General features: G+C 39.2%; 27 protein-coding genes and 1 pseudogene. 11 read left to right on the forward strand and 17 right to left on the reverse strand.

The features are described from left to right. The first annotated feature begins 208 nt into the window (after nucleotides 1-208). A complete protein-coding gene (locus I6E80_RS07515; protein WP_170071500.1) occupies nucleotides 209-1,369 on the forward strand; it encodes an aldo/keto reductase in 1,161 nt (386 codons plus the stop codon). Between the two features lie 104 nt (nucleotides 1,370-1,473). On the opposite strand, the gene I6E80_RS07520 is transcribed toward I6E80_RS07515, so the two are convergent. Then, the gene (locus I6E80_RS07520) at nucleotides 1,474-2,199 is read right to left on the reverse strand and encodes an aspartate/glutamate racemase family protein (RefSeq protein ID WP_170071501.1); all 726 of its coding nucleotides are present in this window, start codon (nucleotides 2,197-2,199) and stop codon (nucleotides 1,474-1,476) included. A 115-nt stretch (nucleotides 2,200-2,314) separates the two neighbouring features. Between I6E80_RS07520 and I6E80_RS07525 the strand changes: the two genes are divergently transcribed. Continuing rightward, nucleotides 2,315-3,196, forward strand: coding sequence for a LysR family transcriptional regulator (locus I6E80_RS07525; RefSeq protein WP_170071502.1), 882 nt, complete (start codon nucleotides 2,315-2,317; stop codon nucleotides 3,194-3,196). Between the two features lie 105 nt (nucleotides 3,197-3,301). Here I6E80_RS07525 and I6E80_RS07530 read toward each other — a convergent pair whose 3' ends face one another. The 3 genes from I6E80_RS07530 to I6E80_RS07540 form a co-directional block, all read right to left on the reverse strand. Continuing rightward, entirely contained in the window at nucleotides 3,302-4,180 is an 879-nt protein-coding gene (locus I6E80_RS07530) for a hypothetical protein (RefSeq protein ID WP_197185231.1), read from the reverse strand. Between the two features lie 118 nt (nucleotides 4,181-4,298). Next, nucleotides 4,299-5,177 (reverse strand): helix-turn-helix transcriptional regulator, encoded by an 879-nt coding sequence (locus I6E80_RS07535; protein ID WP_170071504.1) that lies wholly within the window; start codon nucleotides 5,175-5,177, stop codon nucleotides 4,299-4,301. A 54-nt stretch (nucleotides 5,178-5,231) separates the two neighbouring features. Further along, nucleotides 5,232-5,660, reverse strand: coding sequence for a PACE efflux transporter (locus I6E80_RS07540; RefSeq protein ID WP_024600346.1), 429 nt, complete (start codon nucleotides 5,658-5,660; stop codon nucleotides 5,232-5,234). 90 nt (nucleotides 5,661-5,750) lie between these two features. Here I6E80_RS07540 and I6E80_RS07545 point away from each other — a divergent pair. Both I6E80_RS07545 and I6E80_RS07550 read left to right on the forward strand, forming a co-directional pair. Next, nucleotides 5,751-6,626 (forward strand): annotated as a pseudogene (locus I6E80_RS07545) (LysR family transcriptional regulator). Between the two features lie 121 nt (nucleotides 6,627-6,747). Continuing rightward, entirely contained in the window at nucleotides 6,748-7,755 is a 1,008-nt protein-coding gene (locus I6E80_RS07550; RefSeq protein ID WP_197185232.1) for a zinc-binding alcohol dehydrogenase family protein, read from the forward strand. A 67-nt stretch (nucleotides 7,756-7,822) separates the two neighbouring features. Here I6E80_RS07550 and I6E80_RS07555 read toward each other — a convergent pair whose 3' ends face one another. Both I6E80_RS07555 and I6E80_RS07560 read right to left on the reverse strand, forming a co-directional pair. Continuing rightward, entirely contained in the window at nucleotides 7,823-8,770 is a 948-nt protein-coding gene (locus I6E80_RS07555) for a LysR family transcriptional regulator (RefSeq protein WP_197185233.1), read from the reverse strand. A 1-nt stretch (nucleotide 8,771) separates the two neighbouring features. Further along, the gene (locus I6E80_RS07560; RefSeq protein WP_170071508.1) at nucleotides 8,772-9,677 is read right to left on the reverse strand and encodes a LysR family transcriptional regulator; all 906 of its coding nucleotides are present in this window, start codon (nucleotides 9,675-9,677) and stop codon (nucleotides 8,772-8,774) included. Between the two features lie 104 nt (nucleotides 9,678-9,781). Between I6E80_RS07560 and I6E80_RS07565 the strand changes: the two genes are divergently transcribed. Then, nucleotides 9,782-10,573 carry a class III extradiol ring-cleavage dioxygenase gene (locus I6E80_RS07565; RefSeq protein WP_197185234.1) on the forward strand — a complete coding sequence of 264 codons (792 nt, stop codon included), beginning with the start codon at nucleotides 9,782-9,784 and terminating at the stop codon, nucleotides 10,571-10,573. A 166-nt stretch (nucleotides 10,574-10,739) separates the two neighbouring features. Here I6E80_RS07565 and I6E80_RS07570 read toward each other — a convergent pair whose 3' ends face one another. Continuing rightward, the gene (locus I6E80_RS07570) at nucleotides 10,740-11,276 is read right to left on the reverse strand and encodes a redoxin domain-containing protein (RefSeq protein ID WP_197185235.1); all 537 of its coding nucleotides are present in this window, start codon (nucleotides 11,274-11,276) and stop codon (nucleotides 10,740-10,742) included. Nucleotides 11,277-11,497: 221 nt separating this feature from the next. On the opposite strand from I6E80_RS07570, the gene I6E80_RS07575 reads away from it, so the two are divergent. Further along, nucleotides 11,498-11,809 carry an EthD family reductase gene (locus I6E80_RS07575; RefSeq protein WP_024600353.1) on the forward strand — a complete coding sequence of 104 codons (312 nt, stop codon included), beginning with the start codon at nucleotides 11,498-11,500 and terminating at the stop codon, nucleotides 11,807-11,809. A 27-nt stretch (nucleotides 11,810-11,836) separates the two neighbouring features. After that, nucleotides 11,837-12,514 carry a haloacid dehalogenase type II gene (locus I6E80_RS07580; RefSeq protein WP_170071511.1) on the forward strand — a complete coding sequence of 226 codons (678 nt, stop codon included), beginning with the start codon at nucleotides 11,837-11,839 and terminating at the stop codon, nucleotides 12,512-12,514. A gap of 60 nt (nucleotides 12,515-12,574) precedes the next feature. Here I6E80_RS07580 and I6E80_RS07585 read toward each other — a convergent pair whose 3' ends face one another. Further along, nucleotides 12,575-13,450, reverse strand: coding sequence for a LysR family transcriptional regulator (locus I6E80_RS07585; protein ID WP_197185236.1), 876 nt, complete (start codon nucleotides 13,448-13,450; stop codon nucleotides 12,575-12,577). Nucleotides 13,451-13,564: 114 nt separating this feature from the next. On the opposite strand from I6E80_RS07585, the gene I6E80_RS07590 reads away from it, so the two are divergent. Next, complete coding sequence (locus I6E80_RS07590; RefSeq protein WP_002959229.1) at nucleotides 13,565-14,065, forward strand: lactoylglutathione lyase family protein; 501 nt, start codon at nucleotides 13,565-13,567, stop codon at nucleotides 14,063-14,065. A gap of 202 nt (nucleotides 14,066-14,267) precedes the next feature. Here the strand turns inward: I6E80_RS07590 and I6E80_RS07595 are convergent, their stop codons facing one another. Then, nucleotides 14,268-14,810 carry a hypothetical protein gene (locus I6E80_RS07595; protein WP_076924881.1) on the reverse strand — a complete coding sequence of 181 codons (543 nt, stop codon included), beginning with the start codon at nucleotides 14,808-14,810 and terminating at the stop codon, nucleotides 14,268-14,270. Between the two features lie 10 nt (nucleotides 14,811-14,820). Further along, a complete protein-coding gene (locus tag I6E80_RS07600; RefSeq protein WP_076924882.1) occupies nucleotides 14,821-15,651 on the reverse strand; it encodes a hypothetical protein in 831 nt (276 codons plus the stop codon). Nucleotides 15,652-15,916: 265 nt separating this feature from the next. Here I6E80_RS07600 and I6E80_RS07605 point away from each other — a divergent pair, with 265 nt between their 5' ends. Beyond that, nucleotides 15,917-16,360, forward strand: coding sequence for a GNAT family N-acetyltransferase (locus I6E80_RS07605; RefSeq protein WP_076924883.1), 444 nt, complete (start codon nucleotides 15,917-15,919; stop codon nucleotides 16,358-16,360). 316 nt (nucleotides 16,361-16,676) lie between these two features. Here the strand turns inward: I6E80_RS07605 and I6E80_RS07610 are convergent, their stop codons facing one another. Further along, nucleotides 16,677-17,351: a hypothetical protein gene (locus I6E80_RS07610; protein ID WP_197111856.1), complete on the reverse strand. Its 675-nt coding sequence runs from the start codon at nucleotides 17,349-17,351 to the stop codon at nucleotides 16,677-16,679. Nucleotides 17,352-17,607: 256 nt separating this feature from the next. After that, a complete protein-coding gene (locus I6E80_RS07615) occupies nucleotides 17,608-18,183 on the reverse strand; it encodes a hypothetical protein (RefSeq protein WP_076924884.1) in 576 nt (191 codons plus the stop codon). A gap of 275 nt (nucleotides 18,184-18,458) precedes the next feature. On the opposite strand from I6E80_RS07615, the gene I6E80_RS07620 reads away from it, so the two are divergent. Further along, nucleotides 18,459-19,391, forward strand: coding sequence for a ChaN family lipoprotein (locus tag I6E80_RS07620; protein ID WP_197185237.1), 933 nt, complete (start codon nucleotides 18,459-18,461; stop codon nucleotides 19,389-19,391). A gap of 66 nt (nucleotides 19,392-19,457) precedes the next feature. Here I6E80_RS07620 and I6E80_RS07625 read toward each other — a convergent pair whose 3' ends face one another. From I6E80_RS07625 to I6E80_RS07640, 4 genes are read right to left on the reverse strand one after another with little or no spacing between them, the layout of a single operon-like run. Then, nucleotides 19,458-20,177, reverse strand: coding sequence for a HugZ family protein (locus I6E80_RS07625; RefSeq protein ID WP_197185238.1), 720 nt, complete (start codon nucleotides 20,175-20,177; stop codon nucleotides 19,458-19,460). Next, the gene (locus I6E80_RS07630; RefSeq protein ID WP_197185239.1) at nucleotides 20,174-20,962 is read right to left on the reverse strand and encodes a heme ABC transporter ATP-binding protein; all 789 of its coding nucleotides are present in this window, start codon (nucleotides 20,960-20,962) and stop codon (nucleotides 20,174-20,176) included. The genes I6E80_RS07625 and I6E80_RS07630 overlap by 4 nt, the downstream gene beginning before the upstream one ends. Further along, nucleotides 20,959-22,011, reverse strand: coding sequence for an iron ABC transporter permease (locus I6E80_RS07635; protein WP_007583641.1), 1,053 nt, complete (start codon nucleotides 22,009-22,011; stop codon nucleotides 20,959-20,961). The genes I6E80_RS07630 and I6E80_RS07635 overlap by 4 nt, the downstream gene beginning before the upstream one ends. After that, on the reverse strand, nucleotides 22,008-22,817 hold the full coding sequence (locus I6E80_RS07640) for a hemin ABC transporter substrate-binding protein (RefSeq protein WP_197185240.1): 810 nt from the start codon (nucleotides 22,815-22,817) through the stop codon (nucleotides 22,008-22,010). Before I6E80_RS07640 ends, I6E80_RS07635 begins: the two co-directional genes overlap by 4 nt. A 139-nt stretch (nucleotides 22,818-22,956) precedes the next feature. Between I6E80_RS07640 and I6E80_RS07645 the strand changes: the two genes are divergently transcribed. Further along, nucleotides 22,957-25,038, forward strand: coding sequence for a TonB-dependent hemoglobin/transferrin/lactoferrin family receptor (locus I6E80_RS07645; RefSeq protein WP_197185241.1), 2,082 nt, complete (start codon nucleotides 22,957-22,959; stop codon nucleotides 25,036-25,038). Between the two features lie 179 nt (nucleotides 25,039-25,217). Here I6E80_RS07645 and I6E80_RS07650 read toward each other — a convergent pair whose 3' ends face one another. After that, nucleotides 25,218-25,898: a hypothetical protein gene (locus I6E80_RS07650; protein WP_197185242.1), complete on the reverse strand. Its 681-nt coding sequence runs from the start codon at nucleotides 25,896-25,898 to the stop codon at nucleotides 25,218-25,220. Nucleotides 25,899-26,004: the final 106 nt, after the last annotated feature.

The raw sequence follows: 26,004 nt of genomic DNA on the forward strand, positions 1-26,004 counted from the left end.
GTGCACTATTTTGTGCACTTTAAAGTACTGTACGAGTAAAGAAAATAATCATTCCTAAATGTTAATTAAAGTACGTGTTCAGCGCTCGTTAATTTAACCATCTTATTGATAATGTTGATGTTTATTGCTTTTCGTTCGCTTGAATTTGGTTGGTATTTATACTAGGTTATAGCGTAGATATTTAACCTTACTCAAGGAGAATAGTTACATGGTATCTCGCAGAAATTTTATTAAAGCAGGCGCTGCTTTAAGTTTAGGCTCTATTTTTAGTGCTTCAGCTTTGGCTGAACAACTAAAGGTAAAAATGTCTAACGGCAGTGTTATGCAAACTAAAGGATCAATAGATAAAAGCGCTGCTCTACCCACAAACGATCTTACTAACGCTAAGCATTATCGCCCAGAAGCAAGAATGGGCTTAGGTGGCCTTGCCGCTGGTAATGGCTTTAACACTATATCAAGCGATACAGAAATTTTAACAATGCTAAACGCCGCATGGGATTCTGGTATTCGTCATTTTGATACATCACCTTTTTACGGCTTGAGCTTAAGCGAAAGGCGCTTCGGTGATTTACTTCGAAACAAAAAGCGTGAAGATTATGTTTTATCCTCAAAAGTAGGTCGCCTTCTTACCCCTTCAGCAGAGCCTTTAGAAAATAGCTGGCACTGGGCTGATCACTCACCTTTTCATTATAAATATGATTATTCAGCATCGGGTACACGTCGCTCTATAGAAGATACGCTACAGCGTATTGGTGTCGCCTCACTTGATATTGTTTATATTCACGATTTGTCGCCACAAAATAGTGATATGGGAGACGACTGGCTTAAGTACTTTGATCAAGCGGCTAAAGGGGCGATTCCTGAGCTGACTAAAATGCGTGACGAAGGAATAATTAAAGGCTGGGGTTTTGGGGTAAATACACCTCACGCTATTTATAAAGCGCTTGATATGTCAGACCCCGATATTTGCTTATTAGCGCTGCAGTACTCTATTTTAGATCATAAGCAAGCACTTGATAAAACCTTTCCTATGCTTGATAAACGAGGTGTTTCTGCTGTTATTGGTGCTCCGCTTAACGGTGGCTTTTTAGCTGGGCGTAATCGCTTTAATTACTCACCTAAAATTCCTGGGCCTATGCAGCAAAAGTTTAACGCAATTAGCGAAGTTGCATCAAAACATGGGATTGATATAAAAACGGCTGCGCTACAATTTGCAGAGGCGCCGTCAACTGTGGCTTCTATTATTCCTGGGGCACGAACGGCCGAGCAAATTAACGCAAATGTTGCTTCAATGAAGGTAACCATTCCTGATGCGTTTTGGAGTGAGTTAAAAGCTAAAAATCTAATTGAGCAAAACGCGCCAGTGTAAGCTTAGCTACTAAACCTGAACTCTAGTTAAGAGATTAATTATCCTGAGTTCGGGTTACTAAAGTGTGCTAGTGACTAAGCACACTATTTATAGCTAAATTAGTATTATGCAACGCTAAGTAGCTGCTCAGCTTGCTTTAACGAGTACGCCCAATTAACACACTCTTGCGCTAAAATAGCGATGGTATTTAAGCATGTCTCGGGTGACTTACTGGCTTGTTCGTTTAGAACAAGCGGAATTTCGGTGCAACCAAATAGTACCGCATCAGCACCTTGAGCTAACATTTGCTCATAACTTTGGCTTAAAAGCGTGCGACCTAGGGCTAAATTCCCCGACTTAACCGCCGTTATACCTTGCATTACTAATGCTTGTTGCTGCTCGTTTGGTTCAATAAATTCAATATTGTGCTCACTAAATGCCGTTTGATATATCCGCATATTGAGCGTAGCTGTGGTCGCTAATATCCCTACTTTACGTTTGCCCGTTGCCTTAGCGCGCTTAATAACACTTTGTACAATACTAATGGCATGTACATCAGCGTTTTGCGTTAGTGCATCATACCAATAATGCGCAGTATTACACGGTATAACAATGCAACTTACACCTAGGCTAGTAAGTTCGTTAAAACCTTTTTTAAGCTCAAAAAATGGATTTTCATCTTCAATACCCATTAAAAATTTTGTGCGATCTGGAATTTGCGGGATATTCCTTATAAACATAGGTATATGTTCCTGATCGCTTTTAGCCGGTGATAAAGCAATTACTTGATTCATAAAAGAGGCGGTAGCTAATGGCCCCATTCCGCCCAATACCCCAAGTGTTCTAAGCATTGTTATATTCCGATAGGTTGTTACTGTATGAGTTGAATTTATCGTGTTTTTTTTGTTTTGAATAATGCTATTATTTTACAGCCCATGCTTAAATTGCATATCTTGAGTGAGTATTATGAATATAGAGAGTAAATGGTTAGAAGATTTTTTGGCCTTGTCTAATACAAAAAGCTTTTCGCAGGCCGCAAGGCTTAGGCATATAACGCAACCTGCTTTTAGCCGACGAATTAAAGCGTTAGAAGAAGCCGTAGGTGCAGAGTTAATAGACAGAGAAAACTTACCAATTACACTTACCTCAAGCGGTAAAATATTTCATATAACAGCGCGTAATCTAATAAACCAAATGAATACCTCAGTGAGTATGTTAGAAGAACTCTCCTCTGAAGAAACTCACTCGGTAAAGGTTGCTGCAGCGCACTCATTAGCTACGTTTTTAGCGCTAAAGCTGTCGAACTTTCATAGTGAAAGCGATCGTAAAGTCGTCCTTAATATAGAAGCCATTGATGTTGATAAAGCCACTGCTACGCTCGAGCAGGGCGCATGTGACCTACTTATTGCTTTTGATAACGAACGATTAAAGTTACCTCCGTTTAGTCATCAAAAAATAGGCAGTGCAGAGTTATTGCCAGTGAGTGCATGCAATGCAAATGGTAAGGCAATATACAATTTAGAAAGTGAAAGGTTTGTACCTCACTTAGCTTACAGTTTAGATTCTTATATGGGGAGGCAGTTAGAGCCGATAATATCGGGCTCTAAACTTAAAAAAGTATTTGTATCGTCGATGACAGAGCTTTTAAAAATACAAGCTTTAGAGGGTAACGGTATTGCTTGGTTACCAAACTACGTAATTACTAAAGAACTAAAAGAGAAAAGTTTAGTTGTGGTTGGCCAAAAGCATCATTGCGTGCCTATTACATATTATGCGTATCGGTATCATGCTGCGCTTCACCCTGGCGGCGAGAGCGTCTGGAATAAATTAAAAGAGCTAAATGTATAACGCAAAAAGTTACTGTAAACCCCCATTACAGTTAGCCGGTAAATTGTACAAAGAGTAAATTAGCCCTACTTAATTAATTAAGTAGGGCTAATTAGTCTGGTTTAATTAAAAACCAAATTTACCGTTGCTGTTCTGCCATTTTGCTTTTGCAGGAATTGTTTCAATAGTGTCCCAGTGTTCTACAATTTTGCCATTTTCTACACGAAATAAATCATAAAACGATACATGCTTATTCATAAATGTACCTTCGTTTACCGCTAAAACAAAGTTACCTTGGCCTAAAATAATATGGTTTTTGCTTACTATCATTGGCATGTTTAATTTAGCGAGTTCACCAAGCGCTTTACCTAAGCCGCTTAAATCGTCTGCAATTGCAGGGTTGTGCTGAATATACGCGCCTTTTTCACTGCTAATAAAGTCATTGATTTTAGCCATGTCGCCGTTAATTAAAATGCTATTTACAAAGCCTTTAACTAGCGCTTTATTGGCTTTTGTTTTACTCAAATCGGTAATCGCTGTTGCGCCATCTAACTGCGTACGGCCACTTGGATTTACAGGTGTAATGGCTTGTAAGTTATCCCAGTGTTCTACAATTTTACCGTTTTCAAACTTAAAAATATCAAAGCCAACTTTCGGACCAAAAAAGTTATATTCAGTATGTGTAACTGTGTAGTTACCATCAGAAAAAGCGCGTTTCACTTGCGCTTTTGCGCTGCCTTTAGGTAATTGCTGTAGTACTTCACCAAAACCTGCAAGGCCATCTTTAACGGCTAAATTATGCTGTGTGTATTGAGTTGGGTTTATATAGCTAATGGCTTTGGCATCGCCTGTTTCTATGCTTGAAATAACTGCAACCGCTTTATCTGTATTACTAAGTGTAGTTTGCTCAGATGTGGTTTTTTGTACACTTGCACTTGCACATGCAGTTAAGCTAATAACTGCAGTCGCTAAAACACTGCGAGTAAGTAGTGATAATGGTTTCATTGTAATGCCCTTCTTTATTGGTATGCAGGCATTTTATGTAATATTTATAATGTGCAGTAGAGTGTAAGTTGGCGCTAAAATGGTAAAAATCGAACCCCGCCAATCTAAGCTAAGTCGGCTATAAAATAGTGGCACTATGGCGTACTTGAAACTGACTCGGTGTAGCTCCTGTTTGTTTTTTAAAATATTTTACAAAGTTGCTAGCATCTTCAAAACCAAAATCGTAAGCGAGTTTTTGTGTTGTGACATTGCTTATTATTAAGCGGCGTTTTATTTCTATTAAGGTAAATGCGTCAATCATTTGTTTAGCGGTAAGGCCAGTACTTAATTTGCAAATATGATTAAGGGTTTTGTAAGTTGTGTGCAATTTTTTTGCATACCAGTTGGCATCGCGAATAGTTAAAAAATGGCTTTGTAGCAAAGTATAAAATGTACCTAGCTTAATGCTTTGCTCTGGATTTATTTTATCGTGGCGTAACTGTGGGCGTAACCTATGCAACCCTAAAGCTAGCGCACTAAATAAATACATTACTATGAGTGGGTCTGATTGTGGGTGCGCTATTTCTATTTTCATTTCGTTTATTGCGCTTAATACTCGTGCTTGGCTATGCGTATTTAAGTTAAGTAATGGCGTATGTTGTTGGTTTAAATGGGTTGGTGTGTAATTTGGTAAGCGCATATTGGTATGCACGCGGTCTAAAAATGTTTGCGTAAACAATACAACATACCCTGTTGGTTGTTTACTAAAATCGAACGCGTGCACTTGGTCGGGTTGCAAAAAAATAAGTGTGTTTGGCTCAAATGAATATTGTGTAAAATCAACCATGTGCTTTCCACTGCCCTGTTCTATATAAATAATCATATAAAACGAGACTCGATGCGGTATTTGCGGGTCGTGAGAAATTATATCTCGCTCATACAAATTACTAAGAGGCAATATTTCAAGCTCAGCTTGCGCTGACTTATCATGGTTAAAACCAATGTTAGGAATATCCATTCGGGCTTATTTTTTATGTGTTTTATAAAGTGTATGTGAGTTAGCTTTAGCTTATCAAGCACATTGCGATTTATTAACCCACTTTTTGTATGGCTGATGCTTATCGTACAGTACATTAAAGATATACGTGTAAATGAGTATAAATACTAAAAAGCCTGCTTCTAATGCTGCGGCAGCCAGCCATGTAATATTTAAATACCAAGCGAGCATTGGCAGCGTTATTACAACCATACCCAGCTCAAAGCCACATGCATGGGTAACACGGGTTAGTAAGCTGCGATCTTTTCGGTTATGCCCTGCTATTTTATCAAACACTATGTTGTAAATGTAGTTCCACAACATGGCAAAAATTGATAAACCAATACCTACTATTGCCATTTTTCCTGTTGCAAACCCACCAAAATAAACAGATGCAGGAACAATAATAAATAATGCAATCATCTCAAATATTAGGGCCTGAAAAATACGTTCTAATGTGTTCATATATAAATAAGTTCTTTAGTGAATGACGAGATGGTTATTTTCATTCATTATTAAGATACATGTTAGTTAGCTAGTATCGGTAAAAGCGATATGTTTAGTATTGAACAACTTCAGGCATTTGTAGCTACCGTTGAGGCTGGATCGTTTTCGGCCGCAGCGCGTAGTTTAAGTAAAGCGCAGTCGGTAGTAAGTCAGCATATTATTAATTTAGAAATAGACTGTAATGCAACATTATTTGAGCGTACAGGGCGTTATCCACAATTAACGGATGCCGGTAAATAGTTACTACCTCAGGCTAAGGCTGTGCTTAATCAACACCAGCGATTAACAAGCTCTGCATTAGCACTAAACGAAAAAACACCAACCGAAATCACTATCGCACTTGACGAAGGGATCCCATTTAAAACTATCGCAAGTATTATTAGCAAGCTGCAAACTAAGTATCCTTATGTATCGCTTGAGTTTTTAAGTGCATCGAGCCATGACATAATTGACATGCTAAATAGCGAAAAGCCTATAACGGGTATTATTTTTAGTGAATTAAATATACCGAGTTACTTAGACTATGAATGTATTGGATCGGTAAAATTTGATTTATATGTTGCTAAATCGCACCCTTTAGCGGGGATCAGATGTGAAAATATGGATGGCCTTCGGCTACATCGACAACTTCTTCTTCGTTCGCGCAATACACAAACAAGCAGCTTTCAGCTAAAAATTAGCCCAGAGATTTGGTATGCCGATAATTACTTTGTATTACTCGAGCTAGCAATACAAGGTAACGGGTGGTGCTTATTACCAAACCATGTAGCTCTAGATGCAGTACAAAGTGGTGAGCTGGTTAAACTTCCTCTTGAGTTTGAAGAAATGGGTTGGTTGGCTAATGTTGATGTATTACAGCATCAGCGGCATAGTAATCAAAAAGTGTTTAAAGCGCTTCGAAATGTATTACGAGGGCTGTTATAAAATTTCTATTGTGGAATATTACTTCCATAATGATTGGGTTTTTTACCTCTTTTTTAACTGCGCTGATAAAGCCAAAATAGCGTCATTAACACAGCGTATTAAACGACTAGAGGCAAAATACATGAAAGCAATTGGATATCAACAAAACTTACCTGTTTCAAACGAGCTATCACTTCAAGACATCGAACTTGAAATGCCAACAGCACACGGCCACGATATTTTAGTGGAAGTAAAAGCAGTATCTGTTAATCCGGCTGATTTTAAAATTCGTGAATCAATGCCTGCGCCAGAAGGCGAATACAAAGTACTTGGTTTTGATGCTACAGGCATTGTTAAATCTGTTGGCGAAAATGTGTCTTTATTTAAACCTGGCGACAAAGTTTGGTATGCCGGCGATGTAACGCGTTCAGGCAGTAATGCACAGTTTCAATTAGTTGATGAGCGTATTGTAGGTAAAATGCCAACGACGTTATCTAACTTTGAAGCCGCAGCGCTTCCTCTTACTAGCCTTACCGCATGGGAGTTGTTGTTTGATAGATTAAACGTAGCGGAAAAAGATGATTCTAAAAGTATTTTAGTGATCGGGGCTGCCGGCGGTGTAGGCTCAATTATGGTGCAATTGTTAAAGCAGCGCACTAAGCTTAAAATTATTGCTACAGCGTCTCGCGCCGAAACCACATCGTGGTTAGAGGATTTAGGCGCCGATACTATTATTAATCACCGTAATTTATTAAGCGAAGAGTTTGCAGCTAAAAACTTAGGTGAAGTAGATTATGTTGTTAGCTTAAATAACACTGCTCAACACTTGCCTGAAATAGTTAAAGTTATTAAGCCACAAGGTAAGTTTGCACTGATTGACGACCCTGAAACGCTTGATATTGTGCCATTCAAAACCAAATGTGTGTCGGTACATTGGGAACTTATGTTTACTCGTTCATTATTTAAAACGGACGATATGCAAGAGCAACACGTTATTTTAAATAACGTAGCGACGATGATTGACGAAGGCCTTATAAAAACAACGTTTGGTGAGCATTTAGGCACTATTAACGCCGTTAATTTACGTAAAGCGCATCAGCATCTTGAAACGCAAACGGCTAAAGGTAAGGTTGTTTTAGAGAGTTTTTAAATAACCACTCTATAAGTACATTTTGAGTACACAAAGCAAAGCCCCTAACGGGGCTTTTTTATATCTGTTATTTGTATAACTCTTTGTAATTAGGCATATGTTCAACCCAAAATGGCGGTGTACCAATATACTCTTGCACGGTTTTAATAAACTCACTTACCAATGGTGTTTGTTTACGATGAGGGTAAAGCGCGTAAATACCAGTGCCCATAGTTGATAGTTTATAATTAGTTAAAAGCGGCACAAGGCCCATTTTATCAATAGGTTCTTCTAAATTAAATAAATCGAGCATTACATACCCAAGCCCTGCTTTTACTGCATCGACCATAGCGCGTACGTCACTCACTTTGTAATTTCCTTTCATTTTATATATTTTTTGCTCATCACCATGAGGCTCAGTACTTATTTTTACCTGGTCGAGACTTACATCGCCATTGCCATAAATAATAGCGGGTAAAGCTAATAAATCCTCTGGTGTGGTAGGCATTCCGTGCTTTTTTATAAAATCATGTGATGCAACAAGCGCAAAGTGCATATTAGCAATTTTTTTAGCCATTAAATTAGAGTCGTTTAGTTTGCCTATTCTAAAGGCTAAATCGTAATGGTCGCTAATAATATCGTTACGCTTATCGTCAAGCATCAGGGTTATTTTTACCTCAGGATACTTTTGCATAAATATATTAATAGCGGGCTGAATATACTGCTGACCAAAAAACATACCTGAGGTAATACGCAAAATCCCTTTCGGCTTTGCCTGATATGAGTCGGCTATGCTATGGATATCAGAAAGTGTATCAATAAGAATATGCGCTTGCGCTAAAATTTCCTCTCCTGCTGAGGTAAGCGAAAACGAGCGCGTTGAGCGATTCAGCAATTGCACACCTAAACTGGTTTCGAGCTTTTTAATTTGTTTAGACAGCGACGAATTATCCATATCATGCAGTGCTGCGGCTTTGGCAAATGAGCCTTGTTGCACTACATCTACAAATAACGTTAATTGATTAGTTATCGACATATCACTCTCCTAAATCCCAATAAGGAACATCGCCATAATAGCCACTGGTAAAGTCAACAAAAGCACGTACTTTACTGGGTAAAAATTGCCTGTTTGCATACACCATGTAAAGCCCCATTGGCTCGGGTTCATAGTCTTTTAAAATGCGTACTACCCTACCTTGAGCCAGTGCCTCCCCTGCTATAAACGTAGGCTGCATGGTAATACCGCCTCCTGCAATGGCTGTGTTTAGTAACAAGTCACCATTATTAGCTACTAAGTTACTTTCAAGTTTTAATTCATTTTTTAGCTCGTCATAGCCTTTGAGTCTTTTTGTGGGCTCGGCGTGTGCATAACGTAAATAGTTATGCTCTTGCAGCGCTTCTAATGTGGTTGGCGTGCCGTTTTGCTTTAAATAGGCAGGTGATGCAAATATTGCTAAGCGAATAGGTGCTACTTTCTTCGCTATTAATGTTGAGCTTTTTAACGTACCAATACGCAGTGCTATATCAATACCTTGTTCAACTATATCTACAAATTGATCGGTTAATCGTAAATCTATTTTTAAATTTGGATGCTGGTTTTGAAAATCAACTAATAAACCTGCCAAATGCTTAACCCCAAACGACATTGGCGCACTAATACTAAGCACACCCGATACATTTTCGCTTAAGTTATTGAGTGAGTTTTCCATATCTTCAATATCAATAACGACCTGTTGGCAACGCTGATAATATTGGTTTCCGGCCTCAGTAACACTTACCTTTCGAGTTGTACGGTGCAATAAACGCGTGTGTAAATTGTCTTCCAATGCAGAAATATACTTGCTGACTAATTGCGGCGAAATATCGAGTTTGTCGGCAGCTTTTGAAAACGATCCTTCTTGCACAACGGCTAAAAAGGCCTTCATAGTGGTTAGCTTATCCATTTTTAACAATATCTTGTTTGTAATTTATAAATAAATAGCACATTTATCACCAAATTAAAAAGCAATAAAGTCGCTATATCAAAATCAACTAATTAGGTAGTAGCATGACTCAGCCCGCTTTATTTATATCTCACGGCTCGCCAATGATGGCTGTACAGCAATCGGTTACCTCTGATTTTTTAACATCGCTTGGTCAAACTCTTAAAACACCAAGCGCTATTGTTATTTTTTCGGCGCACTTTGATATTGCTAATAATGGGATAACGCACGACATAGTGATCACTGCCGGTAATGCACCGCAGACTATTCATGATTTTTATAATTTTCCTGCGTACATGTATCAAATTCAGTACCCTGCACCAGGTGAGCCCGCACTTGCCAATACCATTGCACAGCTTTTTAGCACTAAAGGTATTAAAGCTGTGCTTGATGTAAAGCAAGGGTGGGATCATGGCGTGTGGATACCACTACGGTTAATGTATCCAGCGGCTAATATACCTATTGTTCAGATGTCTATTAATACCCGTTTAGGCGCAAAAACCATGTATGAATACGGGCAGTTACTTGCACCGCTTCGCGATCAAAACATATTAATTATTGGCTCAGGTGGCATTAGCCATAATCTACCCGAAATATTTAAAAAACCACCTACGCCTAACCGCTTTCAAATGGTTAGTGAGTTTACTCAATGGGTTGAACAAACGCTTTTAGCGCACAATACATTCGCGTTGCTAGATTATTTAAACCAAGCGCCTCACGTATTATTTAATCATCCTACCCAAGAGCATTTTTTACCACTTTTTGCGGCTATGGGAGCAGGTACAAATGAAGTTGAAAAAATATTTAGTGATATCGAAATGGGTGTTTTAACGCTTGATGCTTATAAATTTACTTAAAGGTTTGTATATATAGGAGGATTGTTAGTTGTGAGGTTGGTTTTGCTCAAAGCTGAACGCGAGTTTTTTAACTTATTATAATAGAGCCAAGGGTTGTATAAATGCCCCAAGTCCAGGTGTTCTAGGCTTAAACTTAGACTTGAACTTAGGGTGTTTAAATTAAAATTTAATAGTTTAAAGTACCACGAATTGGGTAATCATTTTTAGGATCGCGGATCCATGTAAGACCACCTACCAACGTTTTTAAATTTGGGCGACTAACAGGGTTATTTGCAATATCAATGACATGCAATTTACCGTGCTCGTTTACTACAAATAGGCCCGGTTCGCTAAAGTTATGATCGGTTTCTTTTGCAAAACGCGGCTTAGAAATATATAAACCAAGATCCTGCATCGACTCTTCGGTTAAGCCATATGCAATAGGATACGAAATATTTAAGCTTGCCATGTGTTCATCTAGTTGCGCTTTAGAGTCGCCCGATACTGCAATTACACCTATGCCTGCATCGGCCAGTGCCGACTTAACTTCTTCTAGCTCATTCAAAAAAGATGTACAAATAGGGCAGTGTTTACCACGATAAACAAAAATAGCTTGCCACGGTAATCCATTTTCCGACTTTCCTAAATTAATTTCACTGTCATCAATAAGCGTCACTTTTACTTGAGGAAATGTATCGCCAGGATGTAATTTTTGCGTGCTCATAAATAGCCTTAATTAATAATAGAATAAGATTTCAGCGGCAAATATAAATGAATTTGAGCGAGTGTTCAATAATTAATTGAGCAATCGTTCAGTTTTGTTTATAGTGAGTTCAGCTACACCGATTTATGATGCTTGACTAAAGCTACTTATGACTTACACCAATGCAAAAATTGGTAAATTTAAGTGTTCTGTTTGCACTCTCTAAAAGTTAGGATTTTATTATGATTAAAGTTTCAGTTCTTTATCCAAATGCAGATGATGCCCAATTTGATTTTGATTACTATTGTAATGTGCATATTCCTTTAATAGCAGAGCTATTAGGGGATGCATTAATTAGTGGCTCTGCAGATGCTGGGCTTGCTGGCGGTGTGCCAAACGAAGCGCCTGCATATATAGCGATGGGTCATCTTGTGTTTGAATCGGTAGAATCATTTCAAAATTCATTTGCACCACATACCGATAAAATTTTGGCCGACTTAGTTAACTTTACAAACACGCAGCCACAAATCCAAATTAGCGAAATTAAGCTATAAATTTATATTTAAAATTAAGAGGCAAATATGGCAACTACACTAGCATTTGACGTGTACGGCACGCTAATTAACACTCATGGTGTGCTTTCACTACTCGACGACATGATTGGCGACAACGCCCAGGCATTTTCAAATACATGGCGCGAAAAGCAATTAGAGTATTCGTTTAGACGCGGCTTAATGCAAAATTATATTCCTTTTTCGCTATGTACAAAGCATGCACTTGATTACGCCTGCTTAGCGCACAAAACCGAGCTAAGTGAAGATCAAAAAGGGCAACTGCTAGAGCTTTATAAAAAACTACCAGCGTTTGACGATGTAAAAGCAGGCCTTGAGCAATTAAAAGCAAAAGACTACCGTTTGTTTGCATTTTCAAACGGCGCTGCCGACGCGGTTCATACTTTATTAGAAACCGCCGGCATTAGTGAGCTTTTTGAAGGAGTAGTAAGTGCCGATGACGTTAAAACTTTTAAACCAAACCCTGGGGTTTATAGTTACTTTTTACGCGAAACAAATTCAACGGGCGCAAACACATGGCTTGTATCAAGTAACCCGTTTGATGTAACCGGTGCCATATCGCATGGTATGCGTGCAGCTTGGATTCAACGATCTGAAGAGTCTATTTTCGATCCTTGGGAAATACAGCCAAATACTATTGCAACCGACTTACTCGATTTAAAAGCAAAATTAGAAAGCGTTAACTAATTTTCTATTCCCTCTTTTGCTCAGGTATTAAGTGCCATGAGTGTAAAGGGGGTTTACGTTTTAACTATTTACTCCCGCCTTTATTAGCTCAATCACTGTATTCATACGTTTTGCCAACGGCCTATTTCGGTGATGGCACACATAAATAGATTCACTAACCGGATATTCTAAATGATGTGTGTTTATAAGCGCGGGCTTATTGAATGCGCCAACAGCATGAGCAGGTAATACCGTAAAACCTAGCCCTAAGCTTACAGGTTCTAGTATTAAACTAATTTGGTTAGAAAATCCCGTACGTCTTATTTGGTCAATATGCTCAAACTCACTGTAGTTTTCGCTTAGTAGTAGCTGCGCATGATGGCTTGCATCGGGGTGAGCAATAAACCCTAGTTCACACAGGGTTTGCCAATTAGGCATGTTTATACCTGCAGGCGTTACAAGTAGTAGTGGTTCTTGGCTTATTTTATGGCTGGTTAGTTCGCTAAATGTTGGAGCTTGAGTTAAAAACCCGATGTCGGCACTGTGATTTGCTACAGCTTGTTCAACACTTACATTGGGCGCAAAGCGGTAATCAATAATTAGTTCTTTATGCTCAGATTGCAGTGCTAATAATTGATTATAAAACTTTAAACCACAACTGCCCGGAGATTGAATCTTTACCGCTCCGCTGTACGGCGAATCATCTTTTAATTGTTGTTCTAAAAACTGCCAATCTTTAAGAAGTAGGCTGCCCTGCTGATATAAGTTTTGGCCCTGAGGAGTAAGAGAAAACTGCTTACCATGGCGCTCAAGCAAAGCGCAGTTAACTTGTTGCTCTAGCTTTTTAATGTGCTGACTTACACCAGATTGGGTCATATAAAGGCGCTCAGCTGTTTGGGTAAAATGATTTACCTCAACCAAAGTACAAAACGTATTTAACCATGTTGGATTTATCATTACAAAACGTACTCAAAATGATGATTAATGATAATTTTACTTAATGTTGGTCGATTCGTAAACTAACTCCATCAACTAGTCACAAGATAAGTCACAAGTTAAAGAGGAAGCATTATGAGTCATACATATCCACGTAGTTTTTCGCACATTGGTATTTCGGTTCCCGACGTTGAAAAAGCAGTCGAGTTTTACACTAAGGTTATGGGTTGGTACACAATAATGGAACCCACTTTAATTACCGAAGACAAAAGCCCAATTGGCGAAATGTGCACAGAAGTATTTGGCGAAAAGTGGGAAAAGTTTAAAATTGCGCACCTATCTACAGGGGATCGTATTGGTGTCGAAATTTTCGAATTTAAAAACCAAGAAAACCCAAAAGACAATTTTGAATACTGGAAAACAGGCATCTTTCATTTTTGTGTTCAAGACCCTGATGTAGAAGGTTTAGCTGAGCGTATTGTAGAAGCTGGCGGTAAAAAACGTATGGAAGCCCCTCGTTATTACTACCCGGGTGAAAAGCCGTACCGCATGATCTACATGGAAGACCCGTTTGGTAACATCCTTGAGATTTACAGCCACAGCTACGAGCTTATCTACAGCGCAGGCGCTTACTAGGTAGCACTTAGCTTAAAGCATTTAGCTAAAAACAAAGACCGCAGTATTTATTACTGCGGCCTTTTTGTTTATTCGAATAACTTTAGTGATTAGCGCATACTTTTTCATAGAATGAAGTAACAATATGATTTTTAAATCAAATTTAATATTACTATCGTGGAAGATGGTTAGCTCCGTATAGCTGCGATATTATTGAAGCTATTCAATGTTGACAAATATTATAAAAAAGTTTTTCGTCTATATTTTTTAGCTTGATAGCATCGTATATATTGTACAGATTCCTTCTGTCAGTCTGCTCTGCGTCCGTGCCCACCGTAAAGTTTTGATTTATCACAGTGCAGCCATATATTGGACCTGACTGTCCTAGCCCACCTACATAAACAGTTCTTTTGCCTGGCGAATCGTTATCTTCTAATGAAGAGTCTTCGCTTATAGGCGTTCTTTTACCTGTATCACTTACGTAAAAGTACTGTATTTGGCTAGATTCAATCCAGCCCTCGTTTGCATCCATCTGTGATACGAGTACACCTGATGGCGGTATTTTATATACACGAGAGTTTCCCTCGTATTTTGGTGGCTCTCCATTTGGGGCGTTAAATATTATGTACAAAGAGCCAACATACCCTTCAGGTATTAAGTAAATTGCAGGCTCACTTTTATTTATCTCAGTACAGCCTGATAGCCACGTTACCATTGAACCAATAAACAATATTTTTAAAAAGTGGGCTTTAAAGATGGGTTTCATAGAGTCGCCTTTACTTGGGGGAGCCATTAAAGCAATATTCTAAACTCGCTTTTTCTAGTAGCATACAATGGCCACTATTCGCTGGAATAGAAGTAAATCGGTAATTCCAATCGGCTATTTGATGAAAAGCTAATTTAGGATATTTATTTGCCTGTCTAAATAGTTCATCGCCGACAGTTCCTTTAAAACTACCATTGTTATTAAGCGGTAAACGCAGTGCGCTTGCAATCATTGGGTAATCAGCGTTAAGAGATAAGCTTAGTGGTGGCGCACCTTTTCGAACATGGATACCCAGTGAGATTGCTTGTCCACCTGGACCCACAATAAATGCTTCACAATTGGGGAAAGCATCGCCCGTAATATAAGTAACTATATCCATGTGACCGTTTACAGTATCAATGTCTATTATAATTTTATATTTAACATTTAAAGTTGGCACGTATGAAAAATCTAATCTTTCTTGCATCTCTGGAGAGCCAGGCATCGCGTGATTAACTCCTCCGTATTGGCCGTTTAACCGATACTGAAAAATACTATTAGTTGGAGGTTTGTCTTTGAGGGTAACACGTCCTTTTGGTGCTAAATTACCAGAATATATTCTTTTTTTATCTTCCCAAGGTGCTTTGGATGGATCTGATATTGTATCAACAGAATTAATTTTACCATTTTTTGTAGATAGCTGTAGACGATGCCAAATCCTTGAGGTTGTAGGTTTAATACCGCTAGGTTTAAGCGAAAACCCTCGATTATCCCCTTCAAACATTAGCCCTGACCAGCCAAAATCTTTTTCAGGATGAAATGATCTTATATTAATTTCGTAGTTTGCTAATTGAATACTCATAAATTAAATTCCATTTGCTATTATAAAAATCCGTTTCAATAATAGTAACACTAGCATTTAGTGATAACAACAGAGTAACAAATTAGGGTATGGGAAAACAAAGACCGCAGTATTTATTACTGCGGCCTTTTTGTTTTAGATAGCCGTGTAGAACATTATTTAGGCTAATTTAAGGGGGTATAAAAATCAATCTCTTCATTTATTTGATTATAGGTACATACACTGATAGCTTACTAATTACACAAAGTTGTACTGAAGGAAAAACATGAAACTGTCATTGGAAGATATCACCGCCGATAATTACGAAGCCATATGCGATTTAGAGGTTGCTAAAACACAAGAAGAATACGTAGCGTGTAATATGTGGTCGTTAGTTGAGTCGCACTACAATAGCGGGTATACCTGTAAAGCTATTTACCTAAATGGTGTGCCAGTAGGCTTTTTTATGTGGGTACAAGAAACCTCTGCAAAGGTTTCTATTTGGCGCTTTATGGTGGATCAAACTCATCAAAATAAAGGCATTGGGCGCAAAGCACTAACTATGGCAATTGAAGAGATTAAAACAACTTCTAAGCTTAAACAAATCGAGATTTGTTACAACCCGCTAAACCCTGTTGCTAAAGACTTTTATTCAAGTTTTGGGTTTGAAGAAGTTGGCCTCGATGAGGATGACGACGATATGTTAGCGGTTATTAAAATTAGTAGTTAACTCATCATAAGTAGGTCGCTAATTTTAAGGAATAATAATAGTTGTAAGGAAATACTCCTCAGCTAAGCCGACTTTTTTTGCCATATCACACCAGTTCCAACGCTTAGGGATAAGAAGTTTAATGTCGACAGGTATTTAAGCTGTGGTTGGAGTTCTTTTATAAGCGCTATCAAAGCCGATGACCTTCTATATTTAAATTAATAATCATCTCAGTGATTGCTAACGCTCGTCTATGAGGCGATTATGAGTGTTTTGCAACGAAGTTGCAGCGAATAATTGTCCTAGCCTAACCTGTTGGGCAGACATAAGGCGCTTGTTATAAATCACTTACATCCGCACCTGCCTGTTTGAACCTTTTAAGCATAAGCTGCTTGTAGTTTTCATTAGGCCAGTTTAATTCTGTATATTGCAAGTTATTAGCAGCTGCATTTGAAACTAAAAACTCAACACCATTAGTTATCAAGTTAGCCATTAAATAAATATACGGTTCATGATCTTCGTTGTAATCAACGGCTGTTATACCCCAACAATCATGAATGAATGGATCAATGACTTGATAAATAAATTTTCTTGTTTCTTCACTGCAACCAACATCCGATGGACTAGCAAAATGTTGAATGCTATTTCTTAAATAGCCAAACTTCTTATAAGCATCAATATTCTTTAGTTTTATACCAGTTGCTGCCCATAGCCTTTCAGGTAATTCAGAATATTGTATAGTTTTAGCTTTTTCAAAAAGATGTTTTAATCCTAATTTAGAATCATCAACTTGAGTAGACTTTGGAACTTGATCAAAAATTAGCAATGGATGTTCTTCTGCTATCCTCGCTTTAATCAATATTTCTGCGGCATGAGCTGCTTGAAGCACAGAAAGCTCTGGCCACATATGATTTTCAAAGCTCATATAATTCGCATGCCAATTAGCATGGGCTAATGCACTTGTCCCCAACTCAAACATATGGTCTGAAATTTCAGATAACTCGGAATTCAACACCGCACTCCTTGTGATTTATAACGAGACTGTAGAATAACTCTGACAGCCAAATTCAATTAAAAAAACGAGTTCCTGTAATTAACTTTGATCGTTTTTAAAGCATTTGGAACCCATAAAACAGGCTGTTTTTCTTAAAAAGAGTAATTCTACAGTCTCAACGCCTGCTTAAGCGAATAAAAATAGTTGACTATAATTGTGAATCAAAGTGGAACGTAACCAACAGTTTTTATTTCGTTTAAAGCTTGTTAGGTAATTATCTCATGCGATGTTCAGTCAGTTTTTTACCCGTACAATATTGATACAATGCATCCAACTCAGTATAAATAGGAGAAAGATCTTGTAAAGTAGACCCAGTAAAATTATCAATATCACAAACTGTCTCTTGGTTTTCATGAATAAAGTCGACTATTCTATTCCTCAAATGATGCAATTCAGAAAGTCCTTTATAACTTGCAATCAATTTTTTATACATCTTTGCATCTAACTCTGCAACATCTATTAGTAATTTAGAATGCAGTTCAATTTCAACTTTAGGGAACATTTGTCCAGTTCCATATCCTTCGGCATCAACTACCTCGAACCGCTCTGTTCCTGCAGGTGATATAGAATAATTGTAATGACCACCTTGCCCAGCCTCTCGGATTCTGTTCAGTGAAGATTTAAACTTTTTCCACGTCCATAAATTAAGTTCTAATTCTTCTTTCAATACAGCTTTGAAAGCAAGTAGCTTTCTTTTTTTTGCTCTAGACTTTCGGACTAACTCTAAGCTCTCTTTAATGATAAAAAGTGAAATCGCAAAAATCACCGTAATTGGTAATGTAATTTCCAATTTATACTCCAAATGTATTTGTCTAACAATTTTATAATACGCGAATCGAGTATACTTCTGCCGATGCTACGCTCATTTTTCTACAGTTTTAACAAATTACCTAAGGCATTGCTATCAAAAGCTATTTAATATTTACAAGCAAAGTTAAGGCATATCAATGCGCGTTTCGCTCATTTCCTTGATTATGTAAGTAAGCAGCAGTTTGGCTGGCTTAATAGGTATTACAAGTATATGATATTGATAATTATTTGCATTAAAGAGTGTTGAAGGTGTGTATGAATAAGTCTATGTTAACTCTGGCGTTAGTTACGGGGTTGAGTGGTTGTAGCACAACAGCCACGGTGCCTGATAAAAGCTCATCGCTTTATTACTCAGCACTTTATAATGCACAAGCAAAGCCTGTTAGCTCTGTATTATTAGAGCCCAAGCTATTAAATGCCGATGTGGTTTTAGTGGGTGAATTGCATACACATCCGGGTGTGCATTTATTTCAGGCTGAGTTATTTGAGCAATTAAGCAAAAGTAATAAACGCTCAGCCCTGTCGCTTGAGCAATTTAGCCGCGCGGATCAGCATACTTTAAACCAGTACGTTAAGAGTGAAATTGGTGAGCAATACTTAATTGATAACACCCAAGCGTGGCCTAACTACAAAAGTGATTACCGTGCGCTGGTAGAGCTGGCAAAAACGAACAATAGCGATGTAATAGCTGCAAATGCCCCTAAAAATATAGTCACCTGTATTGGCAGGCAAGGCATAAGTTACCTAAGTAAACTTGATGAAACACAGCAGGGCTATATTGCAGCCGCTATTGATACATCCCCCAGTGATTATAAACAACGTTTTATGACCTCAATGCACCATGGCACGCCAAGTCAAAACGAAAATTATTATGCTGCGCAAGTTACCTGGGATGAAACAATGGGGGAGTCTATCGTTAACTATTTAAATAATCATAAAGATGCGCAGGTAATGCATATAGCGGGCGATTTTCATGTGAAAAATGGCGAAGGTATAGCGCGAGTTATTAAGCGTTTAGCGCCAGAGCTAAATGTTGTGTGGATATCGCCGGTTACAAGTGTGCAAGCTAAACAAACAGGGTATCAGTTGCAAGTTAACCCTTTGCCACCCCGTTATGTACAAACACAGCATCAACAAGCGGCTTTTAAAGCGTTAGCCAAACGCGGCGAGCAAACAGTTTGCTTATAAAACGACGACATAGTTAGTGAATTTCTTAACCAGAGCTCAGGTTAACTATGTCGTCATGTATTTAGTTTAGTTATTTCGGGCTTGATTGGTTAGCGCAACCAGCGCTTTACGAACCTCTAACGGGCTGTTGCACTGGGTATTAAAGTTAATAAAGTAATTACGCTTTTGGCTTTGTATATAAAAACCAGTGGGTAATAAGCCGCTCATTATTGGGGTGTTATCAGCTACGCTGTAGTGCTGCATTAATATGAGCGACATAGCATCTTGATGGTCATCGTTCATGTGACTTATCATGCTTTGCTGCTGGTTTTCATCCCAGTTTTTTGCCTCATCCTGCCATTCGTTTTGTTCAAGCCAAAATATTTTGCCAAACCCGCCAATGTAACGTACTCGTACTACGTCTAATTGCCATAACTGAAAGTCGTGCGCGTTGCGGTAGCTAGCGGCTTCGGGGTATAGGGCAATATAGTTATTAAGTAAAGTGTGTGCTTGCTCACTTGGTACAATAGAGCCATCACCTACAAGCGTTACGCGGCCGTGCTCGTTTTGATCGCCACTGTCGGTGGCGTCAAATACGGTAAGGCTCATACGTGAGTCGTGCTTTAAGTTTTTAGTGTGCTGGGCTATATCGCTAATAAAAAAGTAAACACGGCCTTGTTCGTCGCACATATAGGGGGTTACTGAGCCGAACGGGTAGCCGCGTAAATTATTAGAAATGGTCGACATGACACCTGCATTGGTTTTGTAAACCAAGGTGCGTGCATCGTTTAATGCTTGCTCTCTCATAAAAACTCCTGACGTTGAGAAAAAACCATGGGTGCATCGTTATAAGGATGAGGGTTTACGTGCAGTTTCATGGCGTACATTTGTTGTAAGTTTTGTTCAGTTAATACGGTGTTTATAGGCCCACTTTGCAACACTTTTTTGTTGTGCAGTAAAATAGCATCGGTTGCATAAAGGCTGGCTAAATTTAGATCGTGTATTGCAATAATGGCGCTGTTACCCTGCTCTACAAAGGTTTTAACGCAGCTGAGCAAAGCATGTTGGTGGCGCATATCAAGTGCTGATGTAGGCTCGTCGAGCAGCATTAGTTTTGGCTCGGCCGATTGTGTAAAGGCATCGAGTTGCGCTAAAGTACGCGCCATATGAACACGCTGTTGCTCTCCGCCCGAAAGCGCACTTACGCGGCGAGTTAAATACTGGTTTAAATCCATAATAGCGGCATATTTATGTACTTTTTCGCTTTGCATTTTTAATGACTCTACATACGGATAGCGACCCATTGCAATAAGCTCAGATACATTAAAATCAAACCCTACGTGGTTAGCTTGCATCATGACTGCGCGCTGTGTTGCAAGGCGTTTTTTAGCGTGAGAGGCCAGCGGCTTAGCATTAAAAAGTACACTGCCTGTAAAGGAGTGCATACCTGCTAAGGTATGCAGCAAGGTAGATTTACCTGCGCCATTTTCACCAAGTAGTGCGACAAGTTGCCCTTGTTTAGCGCTGCCATTAATAGCGTTTAAAACGCTGTGATTATCAAAGCCAACGCTTAGGTTGTTAAACGTGATCATGACCAACCTCGCTTATTTTTCACTATTAAATAAATAAACAATGGCGCACCCAATAACGCAGTAATAATGCCAATGGGTAGCTCTGATGGCATGATCACAATGCGTGCTAGCCAGTCAGAAAGTAGCAGTACCACTACGCCAATTAGCATACAAAGCGGCAGCATATTACGTAAATGCGGCCCCACCATTAAGCGGGCAATATGCGGGACTACCAAGCCAACAAACCCTATTAAACCGGTAAGCGCTACAACCGCACCTACCCCTAATGCAACGAGTATAATGACATACAATTTAAGCTTATTGGTGTCTACTCCTAGGTACTGAGCTTGTGACTCGCCAATAAGGAGTAAGTTCATGGGATTTTTTAACCGCCACAGGCCAATTAGGCTGATAAACAGTAACGGTGCAGCTTGAATAATCGTGCTCCAGCTTGCTCCGCCTAATGAGCCCATGGTCCAATAATTTATTAATCGTAGCGCGCTATCGTCGGCAAAAAAACTCAGTAGCCCAATAACAGCGAATGCTAACGCGTTAATAGCAACCCCCACCAATATAAGTGTGGTGATATTAATTTGCCCTTGCTGCTTGGCAATAAAATATACCAGCGAGGTAACACCAAGCGCCCCTAAAAACGACGCATAAGGTAAATACAACTGAGCGTTAAAATTAAACTGCGCGCTAAGTGCTATAAACGCCACTGCAACCATTGCCGCACCTGCACTAATGCCAATAATAGATGGATCTGCCAGCGGGTTACGGCACAACGCTTGGGTTGCCGCCCCTGTTTGGGCAAGTACCAACCCTACTAATACAGCAAGCACAAAACGCGGCAAACGTATTTGCATTACTACATTAATTTGCAGCGCATCAAACTGATTAAAGTACTCGGGCGCAAGCCAGGCAATAGCTAAACGCCAATCCCATCCTGCAGGGCCGTATCCTATGCTTAGTAGCGCCAAAGCAAAAATACAAACAGAGGCTAATAGCATCCATTTATGAGTTTGGCTAAGTGTTATGGGCACAAAGCGGCTCAATGTTAGGGTGTTCATAAGCGGGTTTTATACTCATTAAGCTCATTAATTGCTGTGGCAATACGTGGCGACATACCAAGCGAAAACAGGCTATCCATAACAAGTAAGTTACAGCTTTGCGCAGCTTTTAATAAGCGTAGGTTCGGTTGCTTACAAAAAGCCTGCTTGCCGCCAATGCTTTGTACAACATGCTTTGGCGCAACTAAAAAGTCAGGCTGATTTACAGCAAGTACTTCGGTATTGATTACTTTAAAGCCTGAATGTGTAGCGGCTATATTAGTAATGCCCGCATAGCTAAATAATAAATTAGGGACGGTTTCTTGCCCTGCGGCAACAAGCCCGCGCTCATTAGCTGAGAGTAAAAATAGCGCGCTGTGTGTCTGCGCTTTTGCTTTTTCAGGTAGTGAGTCTGTAATGTGCGTAATAAGTGATTGCGCTTTTTGCTTGGCGTCTAAATCGGTACCAAGGCGTTTAATTAGCTCAAGTAGCTCATTAACTGAGGTGGGCTTTTTATAATGAATTAGTTTAACCCCTGTTGCCTCAATTTGTTTAAGTGCTTGGCTTCGCCCTGCTCCTTCAAGCGCTAACAAGGTGGTTGGGCGCATTGACAGTACGCCTTCTGCCGCTAAATCACGGTAATAACCCACTTGTGGTAATTGCGTAGCTTGCTGTGGGTACATACTAGATTGATCAACCGCTACGAGGGTACTTTGTTTGCTCAGCGCATAAATTATTTCTGTAAGGGTGCCGCCAGCACTAATAACGCGCTCCTGTGCAAGTGCAGGTTGAGCGACTAAAGCAAACAATATAAATAGGTATTTCATTACACACTCCGGTTTTATTTTTTGGCTATTATAACCACTTAAATCTAAATGAAAATGATTATCATAATTAATTGATCTTATTTTGACTTAGTTGTAACATCTTTGTCATAAATAATAACTATTATCATTTGGAGTTGAAATGAATCCCTCTGCGTTTAGATTTACTGCTTTAGCAACCTTATTACTCGGATCGGGCACTGCATTTGCCGAAAACATAATTGACGATCATATTGTTGTGAGTGGCTCGCGCTTTGAACAAAAGCTTAAAGATGTAACAGGCTCAGTAACTGTTATTACCGAGCAAGACATAGAGCGTCAGCTAGCTGTAGATTTACAAACCATGTTTAAATACGATTCAAGCATTGCAACCACAGGCAGTGGTGCAGGCGCGCAAACACTTACTGTACGTGGTGTTGGTGGTAACCGTGTTGTATTTATAAAAGATGGCCGACGCACCAACGATGGCTATGCAGGCGGAGGGGGCTATTTAGTTGGCCGCAATTACTTTGATGTAGCAGGCGTAAAACAAGTAGAAGTAGCCAAAGGTGCTGCATCGTCTTTATATGGCTCTGACGCACTCGGTGGCATTGTGGTTATAACCACTAAAGATCCAAGCGATTATTTAAAAGATAACAGCAGCTATGTAAAAATGGCACTGGGGTATCAAGGTCAAAGTAACCAAATTGCTGCTGATATTACCGGTGCAAAAGACTTAGGCGACTTTGCAGTAAGCGCCGTTTATAGCCACCGCGACAGCGAAGAAGTTCAAAATTACGACGAAAACTTACCCGGTTATGATGCAAAGTCGGACGCTTTATTAGTTAAATTTGAGCAACAGCTTGATGAAAAACGCACACTTAAATACACCCTTGATTACTTTAATCAAACAATTGAGCAAGAAATAACTCCCGCCATTCAAGAAACCGAAGAAGACGACACGAGTTGGTCACTGGCGCTAGATTACCATTCAGAGGTAGCAACAGCCGCGTTCGATAAGTGGTATGGGCAAGTGTCTTATAGTAGTTACGAGCAGCAAAGCGATCAAATTAGTGGCGCAAGCACCTACACCGATTATAACGACTATCGCTTTGAGCAAAATATTTTAGGTTTAAAAGCGATATTTAATAAAGAGCTTAAAGGAGAAACCACCGATCACGAAGTGGTATACGGAGTTGATATCGACTTATACGACACCACTCGCCCACGTTTAAAAACACGTGTTTTAGCTGATGGCACGGTTGATTTTACAGACCAAAAACAAAAAGCATTCCCGGGGGCTGACACCTCTTTAATTGGCGCTTATGTACAAGACAGTATTTCGTTTAAAAACAGTGCCTGGTCGGTTATTGCAGGCGTGCGATATGATTACTACATCCTAGAAGCTAAAAGTGATGAGCTTTACGCTGATGCGCAGCTTGATGATATTACCGAATCTGCTTTCTCGCCTAAGCTAGGTGTTATATACCAAGTGGATGATAACTTATCGTTGTACGGGCAATACGTACGAGGCTTTAAAATACCACCACACGACCAAGCCTATCAAAGCCACGGCGTTGAGCCGTTTTATCAAATATTACCAAACGCCGATTTAGACCCAGAAAGCAGTGACTCGTTTGAGCTTGGACTAAGATACGCCAGCAGCGATATTAGCGTAAACTTAAGTGCTTTTTATGCAGCATTCGATGATTTTATTGAAACCGCCGTAGTGGGTGTTGAGCCAACGTACATTCCTGGCGTAAACAAAACTTTGTATCAATATCAAAATATTAGCGAAACACAAATAAGCGGTGTAGAAGCCGGAATTGCCATGTATGTCGCTGAAAATATACTACTTGAGGCAAACGTAGCCTACGTTGATGGTGAAAACAAAGAAACTGATCAGCCACTTACCAGCATTAGCCCGTTAAATGGCTCAATATTGTTAAGTACAGAGCTGGGTAATATTAACTGGACCGCTGCGTTGCGTTTAGCTAAATCGCAATCGGATGTAGTACTTGATGCAAACGATGATAAAACTACGCAAGGGCATGGTTACGGCGTTGTTGATTTATACGCAAACTACGAATGGCAAGCGTGGCAGCTAAATGTAGGTGTACTTAACTTGCTCGATAAAGAATATGTACCTTTTGAGTTGATTGCAGGTCAATCGCAAAGTGCTGATTTTAGCCAATACACCCAACCTGGGCGTAACTTTTCAGCAAGGGTAAGCTATCAGTTTTAATTAGGGCTAAACAAATGGCAGTAAACGCTGCATGGGTATGCAGCGTTTACCTGCCACATATTTACTCAAGTCAAATTACTTAATGGTGAGTATATTCAGGTACACCTCTACATACTCAATGCCCATTAACACTTTATATAAACAGCACTTTTAAGGCTTAAATCGCCGTTATTTATAAATTAATTAATCGCAAAATCTTGGGTTTCTAAATAGCTGGGGGCGTTTTTAAAGCATGCCGTTAGCTTACTTGCAAGCGTTGTATTTATTGCGCTGTCGCACTCTAATTCCCCGTTATACTTCCCCCTAGTAAGCGGCACTAAGCTTAACGAGTCATAGCTTGGTTTACTTTGTATTTTATGAATTACCACCCCCTGCCCTGCTGATACCTTTATTAAATCAAACTCTGCTTTTACGGGTTGTGTTATAGCGAGTTTTTTTACATATAACGGGTTTTTAAAAGTTAGCTTTGTCGAAAAAATGGCCGTACCTCCGCGTTCAAAATGACCATTAAACACAGTGGTATTTAAAGTGGGTGTCTTCTTATTTATTAATAAGTTTAGGTCAAAATTACTTGGTAAAATAGAGATCTGGCTTTGCTCGTTTGCTGCTTTTCTTAAAGCATCTTTGATTATTTTTAAGTGGGTATCACTTGTAGTTACTTCATACACTATTTGGTAGTCGTGGGGAGTAGTGTATAAAGGCATGTGACTGGCAAGCACTTTATCGTTTGCTAATATAAGCGCCATGCCATGAAACCCTACATAGCTGTGGCTCTTATGCGTATTTTGTGAATTGTGTAGGGGAGTGTTTGCTAAAACTGTTGTTGAAAACAAAATAAAAAATAACAGTATGTGTTTCATGTTTATGCTCCAAATTAATATAGCGCTACTATAAGCTGATTTTTATGTATAAATAATCGATAATAAGTTGTTAGTTGTTTCCTTTTAATCAATACGGTTTGGCGCT

This window comes from Pseudoalteromonas sp. NSLLW218, assembly GCF_015864775.1.
Taxonomy (GTDB): Bacteria; Pseudomonadota; Gammaproteobacteria; order Enterobacterales; family Alteromonadaceae; genus Pseudoalteromonas.

Bases quoted from the DNA above. Each gene is read 5' to 3' on its own strand.
- I6E80_RS07515 (WP_170071500.1), top strand. From the start codon at position 209: ATGGTATCTCGCAGAAATTTTATTAAAGCAGGCGCTGCTTTAAGTTTA.
- I6E80_RS07520 (WP_170071501.1), bottom strand. From the start codon at position 2,199: ATGCTTAGAACACTTGGGGTATTGGGCGGAATGGGGCCATTAGCTACC.
- I6E80_RS07525 (WP_170071502.1), top strand. From the start codon at position 2,315: ATGAATATAGAGAGTAAATGGTTAGAAGATTTTTTGGCCTTGTCTAAT.
- I6E80_RS07530 (WP_197185231.1), bottom strand. From the start codon at position 4,180: ATGAAACCATTATCACTACTTACTCGCAGTGTTTTAGCGACTGCAGTT.
- I6E80_RS07535 (WP_170071504.1), bottom strand. From the start codon at position 5,177: ATGGATATTCCTAACATTGGTTTTAACCATGATAAGTCAGCGCAAGCT.
- I6E80_RS07540 (WP_024600346.1), bottom strand. From the start codon at position 5,660: ATGAACACATTAGAACGTATTTTTCAGGCCCTAATATTTGAGATGATT.
- I6E80_RS07550 (WP_197185232.1), top strand. From the start codon at position 6,748: ATGAAAGCAATTGGATATCAACAAAACTTACCTGTTTCAAACGAGCTA.
- I6E80_RS07555 (WP_197185233.1), bottom strand. From the start codon at position 8,770: ATGTCGATAACTAATCAATTAACGTTATTTGTAGATGTAGTGCAACAA.
- I6E80_RS07560 (WP_170071508.1), bottom strand. From the start codon at position 9,677: ATGGATAAGCTAACCACTATGAAGGCCTTTTTAGCCGTTGTGCAAGAA.
- I6E80_RS07565 (WP_197185234.1), top strand. From the start codon at position 9,782: ATGACTCAGCCCGCTTTATTTATATCTCACGGCTCGCCAATGATGGCT.
- I6E80_RS07570 (WP_197185235.1), bottom strand. From the start codon at position 11,276: ATGAGCACGCAAAAATTACATCCTGGCGATACATTTCCTCAAGTAAAA.
- I6E80_RS07575 (WP_024600353.1), top strand. From the start codon at position 11,498: ATGATTAAAGTTTCAGTTCTTTATCCAAATGCAGATGATGCCCAATTT.
- I6E80_RS07580 (WP_170071511.1), top strand. From the start codon at position 11,837: ATGGCAACTACACTAGCATTTGACGTGTACGGCACGCTAATTAACACT.
- I6E80_RS07585 (WP_197185236.1), bottom strand. From the start codon at position 13,450: ATGATAAATCCAACATGGTTAAATACGTTTTGTACTTTGGTTGAGGTA.
- I6E80_RS07590 (WP_002959229.1), top strand. From the start codon at position 13,565: ATGAGTCATACATATCCACGTAGTTTTTCGCACATTGGTATTTCGGTT.
- I6E80_RS07595 (WP_076924881.1), bottom strand. From the start codon at position 14,810: ATGAAACCCATCTTTAAAGCCCACTTTTTAAAAATATTGTTTATTGGT.
- I6E80_RS07600 (WP_076924882.1), bottom strand. From the start codon at position 15,651: ATGAGTATTCAATTAGCAAACTACGAAATTAATATAAGATCATTTCAT.
- I6E80_RS07605 (WP_076924883.1), top strand. From the start codon at position 15,917: ATGAAACTGTCATTGGAAGATATCACCGCCGATAATTACGAAGCCATA.
- I6E80_RS07620 (WP_197185237.1), top strand. From the start codon at position 18,459: ATGAATAAGTCTATGTTAACTCTGGCGTTAGTTACGGGGTTGAGTGGT.
- I6E80_RS07625 (WP_197185238.1), bottom strand. From the start codon at position 20,177: ATGAGAGAGCAAGCATTAAACGATGCACGCACCTTGGTTTACAAAACC.
- I6E80_RS07630 (WP_197185239.1), bottom strand. From the start codon at position 20,962: ATGATCACGTTTAACAACCTAAGCGTTGGCTTTGATAATCACAGCGTT.
- I6E80_RS07635 (WP_007583641.1), bottom strand. From the start codon at position 22,011: ATGAACACCCTAACATTGAGCCGCTTTGTGCCCATAACACTTAGCCAA.
- I6E80_RS07640 (WP_197185240.1), bottom strand. From the start codon at position 22,817: ATGAAATACCTATTTATATTGTTTGCTTTAGTCGCTCAACCTGCACTT.
- I6E80_RS07645 (WP_197185241.1), top strand. From the start codon at position 22,957: ATGAATCCCTCTGCGTTTAGATTTACTGCTTTAGCAACCTTATTACTC.
- I6E80_RS07650 (WP_197185242.1), bottom strand. From the start codon at position 25,898: ATGAAACACATACTGTTATTTTTTATTTTGTTTTCAACAACAGTTTTA.